The organism is Bdellovibrio sp. HCB274, from assembly GCF_047306075.1.
Lineage (GTDB): Bacteria > Bdellovibrionota > Bdellovibrionia > Bdellovibrionales > Bdellovibrionaceae > Bdellovibrio.
In genome coordinates, this window is sequence record NZ_CP178623.1 from 2,747,048 (window position 1) to 2,764,217 (window position 17,170).

General features: G+C 46.7%; 16 protein-coding genes. 7 read left to right on the forward strand and 9 right to left on the reverse strand.

Translation table 11 applies throughout. From position 1 onward, the window contains the following. Nucleotides 1–43: 43 nt before the first annotated feature. On the forward strand, nt 44–1,864 hold the full coding sequence (locus ACLWNV_RS13305; protein WP_413584932.1) for a hypothetical protein: 1,821 nt from the start codon (nt 44–46) through the stop codon (nt 1,862–1,864). Nucleotides 1,865–1,888: 24 nt separating this feature from the next. On the opposite strand, the gene cmk is transcribed toward ACLWNV_RS13305, so the two are convergent. Then, the gene (gene cmk, locus ACLWNV_RS13310) at nt 1,889–2,542 is read right to left on the reverse strand and encodes a (d)CMP kinase (RefSeq protein WP_413584933.1); all 654 of its coding nucleotides are present in this window, start codon (nt 2,540–2,542) and stop codon (nt 1,889–1,891) included. 41 nt (nt 2,543–2,583) lie between these two features. Continuing rightward, on the reverse strand, nt 2,584–3,726 hold the full coding sequence (gene hisC, locus ACLWNV_RS13315; RefSeq protein WP_413584934.1) for a histidinol-phosphate transaminase: 1,143 nt from the start codon (nt 3,724–3,726) through the stop codon (nt 2,584–2,586). 93 nt (nt 3,727–3,819) lie between these two features. Between hisC and ACLWNV_RS13320 the strand changes: the two genes are divergently transcribed. From ACLWNV_RS13320 to ACLWNV_RS13335, 4 genes are all read left to right on the forward strand, one after another. Next, on the forward strand, nt 3,820–5,172 hold the full coding sequence (locus ACLWNV_RS13320; RefSeq protein ID WP_413584935.1) for a hydantoinase/oxoprolinase N-terminal domain-containing protein: 1,353 nt from the start codon (nt 3,820–3,822) through the stop codon (nt 5,170–5,172). 3 nt (nt 5,173–5,175) lie between these two features. Continuing rightward, on the forward strand, nt 5,176–6,594 hold the full coding sequence (locus tag ACLWNV_RS13325) for a hydantoinase B/oxoprolinase family protein (RefSeq protein WP_413584936.1): 1,419 nt from the start codon (nt 5,176–5,178) through the stop codon (nt 6,592–6,594). A gap of 19 nt (nt 6,595–6,613) precedes the next feature. Further along, entirely contained in the window at nt 6,614–7,111 is a 498-nt protein-coding gene (msrA, locus tag ACLWNV_RS13330) for a peptide-methionine (S)-S-oxide reductase MsrA (RefSeq protein WP_413584937.1), read from the forward strand. A gap of 221 nt (nt 7,112–7,332) precedes the next feature. After that, entirely contained in the window at nt 7,333–8,124 is a 792-nt protein-coding gene (locus ACLWNV_RS13335) for a substrate-binding periplasmic protein (RefSeq protein ID WP_413584938.1), read from the forward strand. Here the strand turns inward: ACLWNV_RS13335 and ilvA are convergent. Continuing rightward, nucleotides 8,117–9,322: a threonine ammonia-lyase gene (gene ilvA / locus ACLWNV_RS13340; RefSeq protein WP_413584939.1), complete on the reverse strand. Its 1,206-nt coding sequence runs from the start codon at nt 9,320–9,322 to the stop codon at nt 8,117–8,119. The two genes, ACLWNV_RS13335 and ilvA, sit on opposite strands and share 8 nt — an antisense overlap. 252 nt (nt 9,323–9,574) lie before the next feature. Here ilvA and ACLWNV_RS13345 point away from each other — a divergent pair, with 252 nt between their 5' ends. Next, the gene (locus tag ACLWNV_RS13345) at nt 9,575–10,741 is read left to right on the forward strand and encodes a hypothetical protein (protein ID WP_413584940.1); all 1,167 of its coding nucleotides are present in this window, start codon (nt 9,575–9,577) and stop codon (nt 10,739–10,741) included. A 12-nt stretch (nt 10,742–10,753) separates the two neighbouring features. Then, on the forward strand, nt 10,754–11,203 hold the full coding sequence (locus ACLWNV_RS13350) for a hypothetical protein (RefSeq protein ID WP_413584941.1): 450 nt from the start codon (nt 10,754–10,756) through the stop codon (nt 11,201–11,203). A 32-nt stretch (nt 11,204–11,235) separates the two neighbouring features. Here ACLWNV_RS13350 and ACLWNV_RS13355 read toward each other — a convergent pair whose 3' ends face one another. The 6 genes from ACLWNV_RS13355 to trhA form a co-directional block, all read right to left on the reverse strand. Continuing rightward, the gene (locus ACLWNV_RS13355; RefSeq protein WP_413584942.1) at nt 11,236–11,904 is read right to left on the reverse strand and encodes an O-methyltransferase; all 669 of its coding nucleotides are present in this window, start codon (nt 11,902–11,904) and stop codon (nt 11,236–11,238) included. 239 nt (nt 11,905–12,143) lie between these two features. Next, complete coding sequence (gene tpiA, locus ACLWNV_RS13360; protein WP_413584943.1) at nt 12,144–12,866, reverse strand: triose-phosphate isomerase; 723 nt, start codon at nt 12,864–12,866, stop codon at nt 12,144–12,146. A gap of 185 nt (nt 12,867–13,051) precedes the next feature. Further along, nucleotides 13,052–14,275, reverse strand: coding sequence for a phosphoglycerate kinase (locus ACLWNV_RS13365; RefSeq protein ID WP_413584944.1), 1,224 nt, complete (start codon nt 14,273–14,275; stop codon nt 13,052–13,054). Between the two features lie 3 nt (nt 14,276–14,278). Continuing rightward, entirely contained in the window at nt 14,279–15,286 is a 1,008-nt protein-coding gene (gene gap / locus ACLWNV_RS13370) for a type I glyceraldehyde-3-phosphate dehydrogenase (protein WP_413584945.1), read from the reverse strand. 110 nt (nt 15,287–15,396) lie between these two features. Continuing rightward, the gene (locus ACLWNV_RS13375) at nt 15,397–16,386 is read right to left on the reverse strand and encodes an RT0821/Lpp0805 family surface protein (RefSeq protein ID WP_413584946.1); all 990 of its coding nucleotides are present in this window, start codon (nt 16,384–16,386) and stop codon (nt 15,397–15,399) included. Nucleotides 16,387–16,527: 141 nt separating this feature from the next. Beyond that, nucleotides 16,528–17,163, reverse strand: a complete 636-nt coding sequence (gene trhA, locus ACLWNV_RS13380) for a PAQR family membrane homeostasis protein TrhA (RefSeq protein ID WP_413584947.1) — start codon at nt 17,161–17,163, stop codon at nt 16,528–16,530. Nucleotides 17,164–17,170: the final 7 nt, after the last annotated feature.

The following is a 17,170-nucleotide window of genomic DNA, read 5'->3' on the forward strand; positions in this document are numbered from 1 at the left end:
GAGGAGTCACTCTGGCTCCTCCCGTTTTTTGTGAAGAGAAAACATGAAGCACTTATTGCTTAAAATCATGATCATCGGTCTTGCAACCTGGGCATCCCACGCTCAGGCCGCCCTGACTTGTTCATCGGTTTTCTCTGTAGAAAAAACGGTCACAGAAACTTACGACAGTTACTTGACCAAGAAATTCGCGGTCGTAAGGAACATGACTTCACTCCAACATCTCTCGGCGCTTAATACTTATCAAAAACTTTTCTCTGCCGAATCCAAGGACAGTTCCTCCCCGCTTTCTGACAAACGCTTTTCTGAAATCTCCATGAAAATGCTTTCCGGCCTCATTTCAAAAGAGAAGCGATTGACTGCGGAAGAGCTTGCATACATGACCTCCACTCCCCGCAATTTTAAAATCTTCGAGGGAGTTCTTTACTATCAGGCGGCAATGGAAGCGCCGATTCGGTTGTTACAGCAATATGCCCAGTATTCCGCAACCCGCGGAGGCACTCCGGATTTTATGACGGCACCAGGTGCAAAAGAAAAATCCCTGCGCTTCGTTCAATCCATGTACAACGGCCCTTTGAAATACATGCTGTTGATTCCCCATGGAATTGACTTGCCGGGTGGATTGACTCCGACCCAGAAGATTTTCAAAAAACTTTGGCGCAATCCCAAGTATCTGCCAAATGCGGCCGAATTTACGACGTTAAAAAAGTATAAAGCCGAGAACATTTTTAAAGAACGCCAGGATTTCCTGAATGAGCACCGCACTTGGGTGAAGATCCGCCGTGTGGCTGATTACGCTTTGAATGCCATCGTCGCCGTGTCTTTGATTGAAGCCTATAACTGGTATGAACAGTTAAGTGATCCAAGTGCCACTGCCGAATCCATGGACTTTTTGGATAACCCAAAATACCAACTCGCGGCTGACGAGGTTCGCGTTTACAACGAAACCGTTCCTTTTCCTCATATGGCAATTGAAATGGACGGTTTGGTCTATTCTTATGGTCAAACCCATATGACCGTAAAAACCACACGAGAGTACGTCCTTTCAGAGGTGATTCAGGAAGGAATGACTCAAGGACAAACTGCAGAACAAACTCTTTTGCAAAAAAGCATTGGCTGGACAGGTTTGAATAAAACAGAACGAGTCATGCAGACGGCGCGCTTAAAACTGGGTCAGGAACAAAAGAATAAATTGAAACGCTATCTGGAAATGCAAACCGGAAAACGCTATCGCAATCACACGCTGGCGATGGACTGCGCAACGATGGTGGTGAAAGCCCTTAAAGAACAAGCACAAACAGAAATCCCGGCGATCATTGATCCCTCGCCGTCGCAAGTGATGTTCTATCTGGGCAGCTTGAAAACGCTGGGTGCTGAGAACATGTCAAAGCAACCACTGGTGCAAGAGCTGTTACAAGTGCGCGTGGCAAAATCCAAAGAAAACAAAAATCACCTGTGGCGAAATCTCTATATCAATATGATGGAGACGCGGGTCTATTGGTCTTTTGTGGGCTACTCGGCAGCACAACGTGCTTATCTGGAAGCCCGTTATGGTAAAGATGTTCAGTACTGGGATGATGAAACTCTGGATTATTTCAAACTTTGGGATGATGAGATCCGCAAAGAGTTCTTTGACGAGGCAAAACAAGGACAGCTGGGAATTTTCGAAGAAACTTTGACGACACAGGATCCGGAATTGAAAAAAAGCCTGCACGTTGCGATGGACGCTTATTTCGGTATGGAAGAGCAAAAACTTCGCGACATTCAGGAGAGCCCGCAAAGCCGCTTCGAAGACATCTATCGCGCAAACCTGCAATTAGCCCTGCTGCTTGAAACCAAGCAGCGCATGCTATCCCAATCAAAATAACTTTTTGAGGTAAGTCCTTACCTTTTAGATTTTCGTTTTTACGAAAGCTTCGACTTTGTCGACAACTTGATTCAAATCAAGTTCGGTAGAATCAAGTTCTAGAGCACCAGCTGGCACTGACATAGGCGCAGCCTTGCGAGTGGAGTCCTGGTGATCGCGTTGTTTTTGTGCTTTCACCATGTCGCTGTGATCAAGTCCCAATTCAGTCGCGCGACGTGCAGCGCGGTGTTCACTGGAAGCTGTTAGATAAACTTTGGCTTCTGCTGTTGGGAAGACAACTGTTCCGCAGTCGCGACCTTCAGCTACCAGACCGTGTTCGCCGTTGCTGCAATTGCGTTGTGCATCCAACAAAGCTTTACGAACTTCAGGGTAATGACTGACTTTGGAAGCAAAGTTTCCAACTGTTTCGTGAGCGATAGCATCTGTGACATCTTGATTTTTGAAATACACGCGTGTGCGATCAGATTCCAAACTGACATTCCAAACAGGATTGTGAGTTAATTCCGCCAATGCTTTCACGTCATCAAGATCAACATTCAATTGAATAGCGGCATAGGCCAAGCCACGATAGAAGGCACCTGTGGAAACCCACTTCCAGCCAAGTCGGCGGGCAAGTTCACGGCTTACTGAAGATTTACCAGAGGCCGCAGGTCCATCGATCGTTACTACTAATCCCATTTCCACTCCAAAAATCCAATCTACACAAAAAGCTGAGAATACTAAACTGTTGGAATCGGTGTTCCAGCCAAAATAGGAATCTCTTTGAGCACTTCTTTCAAAGCAGCGATAGCGGCTTCGTTTTCATGATCAAGCCCCACACTCAAACGCATATGCGTTTTAAACCCATAGTTCAAAACAGGTCGCATGATGATCCCACGACGAAGCAAAGCTTCATTGACTTTCACCGCGTCACGAAGTGTGTCAAACATGACGAAGTTACCTTGGGAATGAATGTACGGCAGGCCTAATTCTTCTAATTTCTTGTAGAAGTAATCAAGCCCTTTCCAGCAAATTTGCTGCGAGCGTTGAAGGAATTCTTTATCTTGCAGAGCCGCATTTGCAGCGACTTGCGCTAAATCGTTGACATTAAACGGCTTGCGCACACGGTTAAACACCTCGACAACCGCTGCTGGAGCGATCATGGCGCCGATGCGGAATCCCGCCAAACCGTATATTTTCGAGAAGGTGCGCAAAACAATCAGGTTATTGTATTTGTTAATATAGTTTTGCGCAGAGGCATAATCCTCAGCGCGAACAAATTCATTATAGGCCTCGTCGAAGACGATCATCACGTCATCGCGGTTCCCCATACGCTCCAGGAAGGCTTCAATTTCGGCCTTGGAAGCATAGGTCCCTGTTGGATTATTTGGATTTGAAACAAAAACCAGGCGGATATCCTGCTCGGGATGAGCAAAGAAATGGTCAGCAATTGCCTCCAGATCAAAACGATATCCAGAGGTCAAAGGCACCTTGCGAATAGCAGCGCGATTGGCAGCAGCGCTCACCTCGTAAGCATTAAAAGCTGCTACAGAGGTCAAAACCCCCTGTTTTGGCTCGCAAAAAATGCGGGTCAACAGGTCAATCAGCTCGTCACTGCCATTGCCGATAGCAAGTTGGTTCGTAGGAAAGCCCCACTGTTGGGAAATTGTATGCAAAAGCTCGTAATGTGAGGGATCTGGATAAAGATTCTGATGCTCGAGTGCTTTTTTAACCGCATCCATGGCTTTCGGGCTTGGCCCCAGAGGATTTTCATTGCTCGCCAGTTTATAAACGGTTTTCAAACCGTATTCCCTTTGTGTCTCGGAGATCGGTTTTCCAGGTTTGTAGGGCACTAGATTTAAAATTTCTGGAGAAATCTTCACGTAACAATCCTTTTCTTACGGGCATATCTTTGCTATATCTGATCGCCTAGCTTTAACACATTCTAGTGCGATTTCAATAGAGAGCGTTTAAAAATGCAAAACAGTTTCATGTTAGGTGTAAGTGTGGGTGAATCCTTCGCAGAATATATTCTGCTGAATGGCTCAAACACAGTTGCGACCAAACGCGCCTACCTGTCCCGAGAGAATTTAAAAAATTCACTTCAACAATTTGTTTCTGCCCACAAAGACAAAGGCATTGCCAAAGCATTTGTCAGTCTGCGTATTTCAGAAAAACTGATGGACTATAAACTTTCAGGAGCTGTGGCGCACGTCACGACTGAGGGTTTTGAAAACTGGCTGGAACTGCGCGGCTGTTCCGGCTCTGCACTCACCTCGTCTGAATTGCATTTTTCAGTACGAGAAAGAATTCTGGCTTCCGGTCAGATTCTGCACGCGCTGGCTAACGAAGAAATCGAAGCGATTGCTGCAAAATTGCAGCTGATGGAAATCAAAAAAGTCTGTCTGCACTTATTGCATGCCAACATTAATCCTGCGCATGAAAAACAAGCACTGGAGCTGTTCCAGGCAAAAGGCATCGAAGTTTTCATTCCGGAAAAAACTGAAAATCAGGACGAAGTCACACGCTGGAGAAAAAATGCGCTGAACGCGACTATCTCCAGTCTGTTTCAGGATTTGAAAAAAGATCTGCTGGAAGGCATGAAAGATGCTGTTGCAGAATCATCGGTTTATTTTGTTGGTTCTGCCGGCGAAGTTTTCCAGGACGAAACTCACAAACGTGTTGGCAGCCTGTTTGCATCTTACAGTGCTTTGGGTTTCCAGTATCAGGATTCCAAAATGGATGTCCTGCATTTGGGTCTTGAGGATTTTGTTTTGATTTCCCCGAGTTCCTGGAGCGATATCTGGGAAAGCCCCTGGGGCAAAGTGGAAAACAAAAGTCTGCAGATTCGCCAGTTGAGTGTTCAACCAACGATGGGAATCAAACTGAATTCCTTTAAACATTTTGATTTTCACCGCAATGTCGAAGGTTGGGAACCGGGACCAATGAGTTTTGGTCGCGGGCAAAAAACCACACTTATGGATTTGTGGACGGAAAACGCCAAAGTCACAAAAATGGACGGCCTTCAGGACCGCATTGTGGCTGCAGGTATTCAGAAATTTAAAACCAGCCTGCTGACGCTGGTCAAATCCAGCTACGATCGCAATCTGGAAATTTCCACGGTGATCAAAGAATTGCAAAGCCTGGGTATGCAAAAAGTTGTGATGGAATCACTGCTGCATCGTCAGAATAAAAAAATCAAAGTGACCGGTCCCCTGGCAGAGCTTTTTGCCAACGGTTTCAAAAAAGACAGTAACGCCTCAATCGACGATCAGGATTTTGCCGAAGCCCGCGCAGTTGTTGCAGTCGGTTTGAAAGCGAAGGTTTAATTTATGTCTTACCATATCGAACTTTTTCATTCTTTGCTTTCAGATTTCCTTCAGGGTGAGTCAGCACTTTTGACGACGGAAAATGACGTCCTGATGGTGCGTGGTAAAAATCCGGTGTCCTATGGAACCCTGGTGACCGCGGCAAATACAGTTTCCAAATATTTGAAACTGGCTGAGGGGGATATTGCTCTTTTGAATGATCCCTATAGCGGCGGAACGACCCTGGATGAAATCACTTTTATCATGGCAGTTTCCGAAGATCTGATCTGGGTCAACCGTCAGCCATTGAATAAAATCCTGATCATTGGAAAAAACATCGAGGAGGAAGGCTTAAGAATTCCTCCAACTCCGCTGCGCCAAAAAGGCCAGTTGAACGAAATGATTCTGGGCGCGATGGGTGCTCACCCTGCTTGTCCCCCGCAATTTATGGAGTGGATCAAAGCACAATGTGCAGTGATGATCGCCAGCGCCCAAAAACTGCATGATACTATCGAAGGCACGGGCCTTTCTGTTACCGGAGAATTGATCGAGGATTACCTGCAACTTTCAAAAAAGCTGGCGGTTCAAAAAATTTCTGAAAAAGCCTCGGGTGAAACCCGCGTAGATGTGGTTTTGGACAGTGGCGAATTGCTGCGCCTGAATTTGGAAATTCAGGATGGCCACGTGAAAATGGATTTTGGCGGCACATCTCCAGCCAAGACTTTGCACCTGACTGAATCCGCTGCTTACGGAACCTGCTTTAAGGCAATCAGTGAGTTTTATAATTTCGACCAGTATGCAAATACCGGCTCGTTCTCAATTCTTCAGGTCACGAAGCCCGCAGGTTGCTGGCTGATGGCAAAGTACCCTGCTTCAACGATGAAGGGTATGACTTGTGGAGTGGCAGCACTCCAGACAGCTATCGATCTGGCTTTGTCCCATATCCACTCTAAAAATGAACGTGCATTGGATGCCCATGCACCACTGATGGTGCAGCTAAAAAATGGAACTTCCCAGATTTTCCTGAATCTGGAAGGCGGCTTGGGTGCCAGCAATGAAGTCGACGGACAAAACGCCCACATCGAAGGTCTTTCGATAGAAACCCTGGAAAGACAATTCCCTGTGCATGTACATCGTATGGACCGCCGCAATTCTCCGGGCGGAAAAGGCAAACACAACGGTGGGCGCGGCATGATTTTCAAAATGGAAGCTTTGGGTGAAGTTCAAATGTCGTGGTTAACCGACATGACTTTGCATCGTCCCCGCATTCCGAAAAATTGCTCCCACGGGGATTCTTCCGAGGTCACATTGGAACAAGGCGGAGCGACAAAGCACTTGCCTGTTTTGGGACAACAAAAGATTCTAAAGGGCGAGATCTTAAGTTTCTGTTCGGCATCTGGCGGAGGCCATGGTCGTCCAGAACAGAAAGTCGTCGTCGAATAAAACTTAAAAGGAGGTTTTCATGAAAACAGAAATTGCGTACCTGGCTGGTGGTTGTTTTTGGGGCATGGAAGACCTTCTGCGAAAACTTCCAGGCGTGATGAAAACCGAAGTGGGATACATGGGTGGTGACATTGAAAACGCCACTTACAACGATGTTAAAACCGGTACGACCAATCACGCAGAATCCGTGAAAGTCGAATTCAATCCAGACCAATTAAGCTACGAAAATCTGCTGCTTTATTTTTTCAAGATTCACGATCCCACAACTGAAAACCGTCAGGGCAATGACGTGGGAACTCAATATCGCAGCGAGATCTTTTACACCTCGGACGAGCAAAAACAAACGGCTGAAAAAGTAAAAGCACGAGTCGATAAATCCGGCGCCTGGGGCAAACCTGCGGCAACCACGATTGATAAAGCCCCCCAGTTCTGGTCGGCAGAGGGATATCATCAAGATTATTTGTTGAAAAACCCAGGTGGTTACACCTGCCATTTCGTGCGCAAAGTGGATTTTTAAAGCCCTCAGTTTGTGGCTGTTTTCCCCAATAAAAAAGACATCTCACACACTCTCATGGAACACTAAAAATAGTTTACACAATGTGCAAACTTTTAGAGCAATTTGTCTAAACTTCGGACTCACAAGTAGTTACAACTTGGTAATAACCGATTTTCAGTTGGAAAGTTGTAGAAAGACACTGTAACCCGTAGATAGCCGTAAGTAATAAAGGGCGGCTTGAAATGAACTCACGTGTGTTTGCAATCTTACTCACCATCGGAATTTGTGCTAAGCCGGCCGCGGCGGACACGATTTTAGTACGCTCAGATGCGTGGTGTCCGTATGTTTGCGACAGCAGTAAAGCACCTGGTTACATGGTGGAAGTGGCCACCAAGATCTTTGAAAAAGCCGGTCACAAAGTTAAATTCTCGATGGTGAACTGGGCCCGGGCCGTCAACGAAACCCGTAAAAACAAAGCCACTGCCGTTTTGGGCGCAAACTACAATGACTGCCCTGATTTCGTGTTCCCCACAAAAACATTGGGCCTGGGACAGGACTTTTTCTTCGTTAAAAAGGATTCCAGTTGGACTTACAAAGACTACTCTTCTCTGGTTGGTAAGCGCATCGGCGTTATTAACGGCTATGCCTATGGTGGCGATGTGGATCGCATCATTAACGAAAACCGCGAAATCTTTGTTTCGATTTCCGGCGAGCACCCGCTTGAACAAATTTTGAAAATGATGGAAAGCAAACGTCTGGATGCTTTCATTGAAAATCAGCTGGTTCTGCGCACGGTGCTTTCGGAATTAAAAATAAATCATGATGAATACAAAGCCGTCAGCTCCACGGTTGCAAACGATGCGAAGCTTTTTATGGCGTTTTCTCCTTCAAACAAAAAATCTGAAGAATATGCCAAAACTTTTTCAAAAGGATTGATCGAATTGCGCCAAAACGGAGAGCTTGGACGCATTCTTATGAAATACGGGGTCCCTGACTGGGACCCGCATTCAACGACTCCGGATCCGACTAAATAATTTTAGCTCCGGATGCTTCCAGCGCACGTTTGATTTTTTCCACGTGCTCGATACTGGATGTTTCAAGAACAAAATCAATCCGCGTTTCACGCAAAGACAGACCTTGAGAAACACGGTCATGACGAACTTCCAAAACGTTTGCTTTTTCAGAGGCAATAACCTGAGTCAGGTTGCTTAAGTTTCCTGGCAAATCATCCACGATGACCGAAAGTTCACACAACTTCCCACGCAGCGCCTGACCGCGGTCGATGATCTTACTGACGATATTCAAATCAATATTTCCACCGCTGATAATCACACAGCACTTCTTACCTAAATCCAAACCGCCATGCATAGCGGCCGCCATAGCTGCGGCTCCAGAACCCTCGGCCACGGTTTTCGCACGCTCCATCAGGAACACGATTGCTTCAGCAATTTCGTCATCACTGACTGTCACAACCTGATCGACGTATTTGGAAATAAAATTATCGTAAATCACCTGCGAAGGATTTTTGATGGCAATACCATCCGCAATCGTCGCAGCGCGCTTCTTTTTCTGATCCGGCGTTTGTTTGTTGTAAAGACAAGCCATCCCTGGCGAGCGGTCACTTTGCACGCCGATAACTCGAATTTTAGGATTCAATGTTTTTACTGCCAGCGCCACTCCGCTGATCAAGCCACCGCCGCCGATGGGAACAATAACTGTATCCAGATCTGGTACCTTTTCCAGAATTTCGATACCGATTGTGCCCTGGCCCGCAATGACGAAAGGATCCTGATAAGGATGAACGAAAGTGTAGCCATGTTCTTTTTCAAGTTTTTGCGCGTGCTCATAGGCTTCATCATAGATTTCGCCTTTTAAAATCACATTCGCGCCGTATGCGCGCGTTGCCGTGGCTTTGCTGATGGAGCAGTTCTCTGGCATTACGATTGTGGATTTCACCCCTGCCAATCGCGCTGACAAAGCAACACCTTGCGCGTGATTTCCAGCAGAACTGGCCACCACACCCCGCGCTTTTTCCTCGGCACTCAGATTTGAAATTTTATTATAGGCGCCACGAAACTTAAAACTGCCCGTGCGCTGAGTGTTTTCGAATTTGAAATACACTTCACTGTTCAGGAGATTGCTGGCACTGATTGAATGACTCAATTCCGTGGGACTGATGATGTCTTTAATAAGCTCGCGCGCTTTTTGAATGTCTTCAAAAGTTACTTTCATGGAAACCGAAACTCCTGTTAGTCGACCTACTTTCTTCCAAAATAGCACCTCGGGCAAGAGGCATTCCTAAGCCCGGTTTTTAGCTGATTTTCTCAAAATGATTCTAAATACAGGTAACTACTGAAGATTTTGACAAAGGCTTGGATATCGCTGGAAATATTATGTCGCATAGATTTCGTGAAAATCACCGAAATACTCAAAAGCACTCATGATTTTAGCAAAATCGCCGAAAAGTCCAGTGAGGGGTACTGATTGAGCAAACGACTCAGAATTCTACTAATTACGACATCACTGGTGTTTTTTGGAGCTTTCGCATCCGCGCAAGAATCCGAGGACATTCGCGAGCTCGTTTTTAATGGCCGAGTCAACGGTCGCTCCTCCCCCGAGTTTACAAAAAACTCCCGCAATATTCTTTCAACAGTTCCTCCGGGTTCAAAAGCTGAAGTGGTGACAACCAATCGCATGAACTCGCCGGGGTCTTATGCCGTTCAAGTGCGAATTACCAGTATCGGTAAAGGCAAAACAAAAGCCAAAGTGGGCGATTTGGTTTGGGTTTACTACAACAAGAAAAATCCTTGGTTGAAGTTCCGCAATGGCAACGATGTGGAGCTGCAAAATCCGGAACCTGCATTGGCCCAGGAATCCCGTAAAAGGGGTACGCCTGTACCATCGCCATCAACGAACGCTGACAAATCCATCGACCCGAATGAAGCGATGCCTGACCAGTCCCGTACGGAAGCTGGGATGGGCGGTAATTGTAAGCTGAATGGTACCTGCGGTGGCAGCGAAGCGAACCGCAATGATTTGAAAGACGTGGCAACCAAAGCTTTGGATGATGCTGCCAAAAAGACTCCTAAAGAAGAGAAAAAATCCATGTCGGAAGTAGCGTCCGGCAAATCGACGGCTATCATTGAGCAACTTAAAAAACGCAAATACACCATGACCGAGCACGAATGGAGTAACTTTCCGACCGTCACAAAATACTCAAACAGCGACAAGGTTGCCAGATCCATCAAGGCCGGAATTCGCAATAAAGAACCTGGCTCAACAGGCTGGTGTTATTCTTATGTGAAGACAGCGTTACAGGGTGGCGGACTGGTGAAAAGTCGTCCCCCTGGGGGAATGGCAAAACATGCCGTTAAAGATCTTAAGGCCCAGGGTTTTATTAATCTGATGGAAGCTCCTTATAAGGGCATTATCAAATCACCGGATGACGCTCCGAAGGGCGCGGTCATCGTTTACGAAACCTCTGACAGAAGACAGGCTGGTGACGTTCAAATTAAAACAGACTGGGGCACCAGCGGAGGCTACGTCAGTGACTTTTTGTCAGACAATAGCTTCCTGTCATCTCCTAAAGCTCGCAGATTTAAAAGCATTGGTAAGCCTTATAAGATTATTGGCGTAATGATTAAGCCATAGGACAATAGGAATATGAAAACAATCGTGCTGACTTCACTACTGACTATTTTTATCACTTTGAATGCGGGGGCCGTATCCGCTGATCAATCCCTTATGGATCTAAAAAGAGCTGAAAAGATCTTCAGTACACTGCCTGATATGGGTAAGTATAAGCCTGAAGACCGCGACAACGATAAAGTCACTCAACAACAGGATAAGGGTTTTAAGATTTTGGAAGACGCCGTGAAGGCGTATCTGGAATCGCCTGAGGACGAGTTGTTGCTTGAGGAAATTCTTAAAGTAGCCGTTGCCAGCAATAAGAAAGATCCAACGGTGTATGCATCAGAGATCGTCTCCCCTATTGCCAGCAAACAGAAAGCCCGACTGGATAAGGTTTTAAAAAAGCTTCCAGGTAAAGACGCTACCGACCTGCAAAGAACGATACAAAATTCACTTCGCGAACAGTCCAACGGCAACGGATAGAACAAAGGCAGCTGGAAGGCTGCCTTATTCATTTAAACTTTTACGCTGACTTCGTGAGCTGGGAATCTTTCGCCGCGCTTGGTGTGCATTGGCGATGAGATGTAGCCGTTGTCAGAATTTCTGATGTAAGCCAGATAGTTCTGTAAACCATCGTGGTCGGTGTTATCGCTGGCAAGAATGCCTCCGCTGCGCAATTGGTCTTGCATCAGCTTTAGAACATCCAGATACATGCCTTTAGGGCCATCCAGGAAAAGCAGGTCCACGTTTTGTGGCTTGTCTTGTTTCAAAGTTTGCAAAGCATCGCCCACGCGGAACTCTACGTATTCTGCCAATCCAGCTTCGGTTAAATTTTGTTTTGCTTTGGCAGCTTTTTCGGGATGGAATTCTGTGGTGATCACTTTGCCCCCGCCGTTGTCTTTCACAGCAGCTGCCAAGTAGATTGTGGAAACTCCGAAGGACGTTCCGAACTCGACAATCGTTTTGGCTTTTGTTGCGCGCGCCAGTGCATAAAGCATGTTTCCAAAATCAGCACCCACCGCCATGTATACCTTGCGCATAGCTGTGTAGAACTCTTCAGAAGTTGCAGTGTCTGGAAGCTCGTTTGCCTCCTTGCGATTGATCGCATCGTTTTCTGCAGAGTCTTTATAAAGACTTGCCAATACCGCTTGTACTTTCGGATTTGCTAACCATGAATTTGTCATTTCAATTCCCATCTGTGATAAGTAATGAGCGAGTGATACCCCCACTCCCCGGCCCAACACCAGCTGAATTAAAATTTGTAAGTCAGGCGACAACGAAGTGATAAAATTAACTCTGGTCACATTGCAGGGAGCGCTTTAGTTAGCTACCCATAAAAAAAGAGAGCCTCTCGGACTCTCTTTTTAGTCAAAACGAAATCTCCAACCAGCGGCATTTGCTGGTACGAACAAAACAGTGGGGGTTAGACTGTCGCAATCTTATGGAAGGAATCCACTTCCAAAGATGCACCACCAACCAGGAAGCCACTCACGTGTGCTTGCTTGATCAACTGACCGGCGTTGTCTGGCTTTACACTGCCACCATAAAGAATCGGTGCCGTGAATCCCAATTTAGTCAGGATGTTGTGAACGTCTGTGTGAGTCTCTGCCACTTGTTCAGGAGTCGCCACTTTACCAGTGCCAATCGCCCATACTGGCTCGTAAGCCACAACGATAGGTTTGGATTTGTCAGCTTTCACCAAGCCCAACAACAACTGAGTTTCAAGAACGCGGAAAGTGTGAGTGGCCTCACGCTCTTGCAAAGTTTCACCGATACACAACATCGGAGTCAGACCCAAGGATTGAACATAAGCCACTTTATCAGCGATCAAAGCATCTGTTTCACCAAAGATAGAACGACGCTCACTGTGCCCGATCAAAATGTACTGACCACCGATCTCTTTCACAACCTGAGCAGAGTTCTCTCCAGTGAAAGCCCCCGAAGCCTGAGTATAAGCATTCTGCACTCCAATCTTGATCGCAGACCCCTTCACAGTCTCACAAGCCGCTTCCAAAGAAATAGCCGAAGGAAAAAACACCACTTCCCCCGTCACAGAACCCATCACCTCTTTGAACTTACCCAAAAAAGTCCGCGTCTCCGCCGGAGTTTTAAAAAGCTTCCAATTACCAGCAAAAATCTTTTTCATAAAATCTCCAATGTATTCAAAAAAAAATGGCCCCAAAGGGGCACATTTTCATCCCCGCGCCCAGCTTCGGCAACCTGTTCAAAGGTACGCTAAAGCTTGAGCGCAGCCGAGGCGCAAGGAGGAAGGCGTACAAGTGTACGCCGACGACGAAGCAACGAAGGATCCGCTCAAGATCTAGCGGACCTTTATTCGTAGTTGCTTGCTGGCCGAGCCTTCACGCGAAGGATCTCTAGACCTGGCAACTTGTCTCCTTGAAGATATTCAAGGGATGCGCCCCCACCTGTAGAGATGTGAGTCATCTTATCTGCATAACCAGACATTTCGGCTGCTGCTGCGGAATCACCGCCACCTACGATTTTTGTCGCATTGGATTCAGCGATCGCTTTTGCTACGCCAAAAGTCCCTTTAGAGAAAGCTGGATTTTCGAAAACGCCCATCGGGCCGTTCCAGAAAATAGTTCCTGCTTCTTTAAGAGCTGCCGAGTAATTGCGGATCGTTTGAGGTCCGATATCCAAAGCCATCTCACCATCCGGAATCACAACGTCTTTCGTAGTGTGAGCATTAGCCACATCACCGAAAGCTTTCGTTGCCACGTGATCCACCGGAAGCAGGATCGTTTTGTCACGAGCAGCGATACGCTCGATCATTTCTTTGCAGTAGCGAACTTTGTCAGTTTCAACCAAAGAGTTACCAACAGACACGCCTTGAGCTTTCAAGAATGTGTAAGCCATAGCGCCACCGATGATGAATCCGTCAACGATGTCCATCAACTTTTCGATCACTGGCATTTTGTCAGAAACTTTTGCACCACCCATCACAGCGATGTAAGGGCGTTTCGGATTCGTCAGCAAGGAATCCAGCATGTTGATTTCTTTTTCGATCAGGAAACCGATGCCTTTTTCTTTCATCACAGACGGCAGGGCATGAATCGTTGCGTGAGCTCTGTGAGAGGCACCGAACGCGTCGTTGATGTAGATCTCTGCGTAGTTCGCGATTTTTTGCGCGAATTCGATAGAGTCCTTAGTTTCGCCTTCTTCAAACCGAACGTTTTCAAGCAGGATCAGCTGATTCTTTTTCAAAGAAGGCAGCAAGTGAACTGGGGCATCAGAATCCGGTTCTTCAACCAGGATGACTTCTGCATTCAGGTGCTCTTGAAGACGTTTTGCAACAGGCTCCAAAGAATACTGTTTGTCGTCTTTAGTTTTAGGACGACCCAAGTGGGAAGCCATTACGATCTTCGCACCATGTTCCATGCAATATTTGATTGTGGGAAGAGATGCCGTGATACGGTTTTCATCCGTGATCTTGCCATCTTCCATGGGAACGTTCAGATCCAGACGAAGGAAGACAACTTTGCCTTCCAACGCGAAATCACGAACGGTTTTAATACCTTTAAGACCTGCACTCATTGATTAAAGACCTTTCGCAGCCATGTGCTTAAGAACGTCAACCATACGATTCGAGAAACCAGTTTCGTTGTCGTACCAGGAAAGAACTTTCACCATGCGAGGACCTACAGTCATCGTTGATGCAAGGTCTACGATAGAAGAGAATTTGTTACCGTTGAAATCAACAGAAACAAGTTCGTTCTTTTCGCAAGCCAATACGCCTTTCAAAGCACCGTTGGAAGCTGCGATAAGCGCTTCGTTAACAGCTTCTTTAGTTACGTCTGCTTTTGCAGTGAATGTGAAATCCACCAAAGAAACATTCGGCGTTGGAACGCGAACAGAGATACCGTCGATTTTGCCTTTAAGCTCTGGCAATACCAAGCCTACGTTCTTGGCAGCGCCAGTCGTAGTTGGGATCATGCTGACTGCAGCAGCACGAGCACGGCGCATGTCAGAGTGAGGAGCGTCGAGGATTTTTTGGTCGTTCGTGTACGAGTGGATTGTCATCATTGTGCCGTGCTCGATACCGAATTTTTCATTCAATACTTTCGCAAGAGGCGCCAGGCAGTTTGTTGTGCAGGATGCGTTGGATACAACAGTGTGTTTTGCTGGATCGTAAGCTTCGTGGTTGATACCGTAAACCATAGTGATGTCGGCACCTTTTTCAGCAGGACCCGAAACCAATACGCGTTTCGCTCCGCCTTCTATGTGCTTCATGAAGTCTTCTTTATTTTTGAATGCGCCAGAGCACTCAACAACAACGTCTACGCCCCATGCTTTCCAAGGAACTTCAGCTGGGTTGCGGAATTTTGTAACGTGGATTTTTTTACCATTCACAATCAGGTTTTCGTTGTCGTGACCAACATCACCAGCGAATGTGCCATGTGCAGAGTCGTACTTCAAAAGATGCGCATTGCCTTCAATGCTATCCAAAGAGTTAATACCTACGATGTCGAACTGCTCGTGAGCCGCTCTGAAGAAAACGCGACCGATACGACCAAAACCATTAATACCAATGCGAAGTTTTGCCATGAATAAGCTCCTTGTTTTAAAACCCACCCAATATGAGCCTTAGAACGTAAAAAAGCCAGTCTAGACACCCCGTCCCGACTGGCTTTTAGAGCTATTTTGATAGGTAAGTTCTAGAAGCGGCTAACGTTGATATTCGGGTAACCGTCCAACGAGAAAACCGTCAATAGAACGTCAGCGTAGCCACCCATGGATTCCAGACGCACGTCGATAGCTGTTACACGGTCACCACGGTAGAAATTCTCGGAAATAGCGCTTTGACCCGCGAACATCGTTCCACGGCCTTGCAGAGTGTAAAGAGACAGTCTTTGACCTCTTTGCGTGTAGACGATTGCGTCATGAACGCGAACACCTGCAGTCAAAGTGCGAACCTGGATCTGATCCACAGCTTGCGGGTAAGCCAAGCTCAAACGAACCCATTCCCCACCGGTGCGACGAGTGATGCTGGAAACCTGAACTTCCGCGCGATCATAGCGATCACCTGGGTGCGGTGGAGGCGGCATCGGGCGTGGTGGACGTGGACCACCGTGCCCTGGAGGACGAGGCCCTGGGCCATAACCACCATCACCGCGACCTGGATGACCTGGGCGACCTCCCCAGCTAACATCAGAAGTACGAGTTTCTGACCAAGAGCCATTGCGGCTTTGGCAAGCGATACCTTGAGTTCTTTCAGTGCGTCCGCGCATTTCAATCACGCTGACATATTCGCGGCAATATTCACCGCGGGAATTATAACCTTCACGAATGGAGTTGAAAGAGCCGCGAGCACCAGAGCGGGAACCATAGCGGCCGCCATCCCAGTCACAACTCTCTCCAACATTTCCTTCAAGAGAGCGACGTTGTGCTTCGTTATAAGCACGACGATCGTTTTCTTCCATATTCTGACCCAATTTATTCCCAATCACAGACCCGGCGATCGCGCCGATGATTGTAGCTGCGGTTTTACCGTTGCCTTTACCAAAACCGGAACCTGCAACACCACCAATAACGCCGCCGATGATTGTGCCGACGTCACCTTTATCGAACGCTGCCTGAGCAATAGTGGAAGTTTGCATAACTGAAGCGAACAAAGCCGCGCCAAGGACCAAGTGGTTTTTTTTCATAAGTGGTTCCCTTTCGATAAGAGTTTTAACTTGCAATGAACCTTATAACAAAGTTCGTGCCACTAAAATCGGGGTCATAGTGGCCCTATTCTCCTCGAAAAGAAACGCTAATTGTATTAAGAATTTTTTAAACGGAAACCTTTAGGCTACAAACATCAAAAGACAAACAAGCTGACACATGCTGCCCGTAATGACGAACATGTGCCAGATACCGTGCCCATGTTTGATTTTTTCATCGAACAAAAAGAAAATAAATCCAACCACATAAGCCAGAAACCCCAGCATGATCAAAGCAAAGCCCCAAAGCGACACTGCCTGATAAAGCTGGCTCAGCACAGGAATGACCGACGCACTCATCGTGACATACAAAATATTGCGCAAGGTGGCACCCTTAGGTTTCCTGAAAACCTCCAGATAAATTCCCACTAGAGCCAATCCCCAAACTACCAACAAAACCGAATACCCTGCGACACCACTGATCGCCAAAATCATGTAAGGCGTGTAATTGCCGGCGATCTTAAAATAAATGCCTATATAATCGAGCTTTTGAAATGTGCGCTTTTGCTCGCCTTGAGCGGAATGATAAAGAACCGACAAAATATAAATCAGAACCGTCGAAACACCGTATATCGTAAATGTAATAATGCGAGGAACGTCTTGACGCACGAACGCAGTGTGCATCAAAAAAGCGACGCCTACGAAGGCAATAAGCGCACCTAATAAGTGGCTAAAAGTATTAAATTTTTCCCCGTGCTGCACAGATAAAAGACGTTCCACTCTTTGA